Consider the following 310-nt stretch of genomic DNA (forward strand, 5'->3'; position numbering starts at 1 on the left):
GGAGTGAGCCATGAGCACCGACTGGCCCCTGTGGGAGGTCTTCGTCCGCAGCAGGCGCGGCCTCTCGCACACCCACGCGGGAAGCCTGCACGCCCCCGACGCCCAGATGGCCCTCCGCAACGCGCGGGACCTGTTCACCCGACGCAGCGAGGGCGTCTCCTTGTGGGTCGTCCCCTCCAGCGAGATCACCGCCTCCTCGCCGGACGAGAAGGACCCCTTCTTCGAGCCCGCCGCCGACAAGGCCTACCGCCACCCGACCTTCTACGAGGTCCCGGAGGGAGTGCGCAACCTGTGACGTCCACAGCACCGC

General features: G+C 70.3%; 1 protein-coding gene. It reads left to right on the forward strand.

Annotated features, from left to right (window positions below; translation table 11 throughout):
• The first annotated feature begins 10 nt into the window (after positions 1-10).
• Complete coding sequence (paaB, locus tag ACFXIV_RS48240; RefSeq protein ID WP_209209372.1) at positions 11-295, forward strand: 1,2-phenylacetyl-CoA epoxidase subunit PaaB; 285 nt, start codon at positions 11-13, stop codon at positions 293-295.
• Positions 296-310: the final 15 nt, after the last annotated feature.

This window comes from Nocardia sp. NPDC059236 (assembly GCF_042754085.1).
Taxonomy (GTDB): Bacteria; Actinomycetota; Actinomycetes; order Mycobacteriales; family Mycobacteriaceae; genus Nocardia.

Coding starts and splice junctions, on each gene's coding strand:
- paaB (WP_209209372.1), top strand. CDS start 11: ATGAGCACCGACTGGCCCCTGTGGGAGGTCTTCGTCCGCAGCAGGCGC.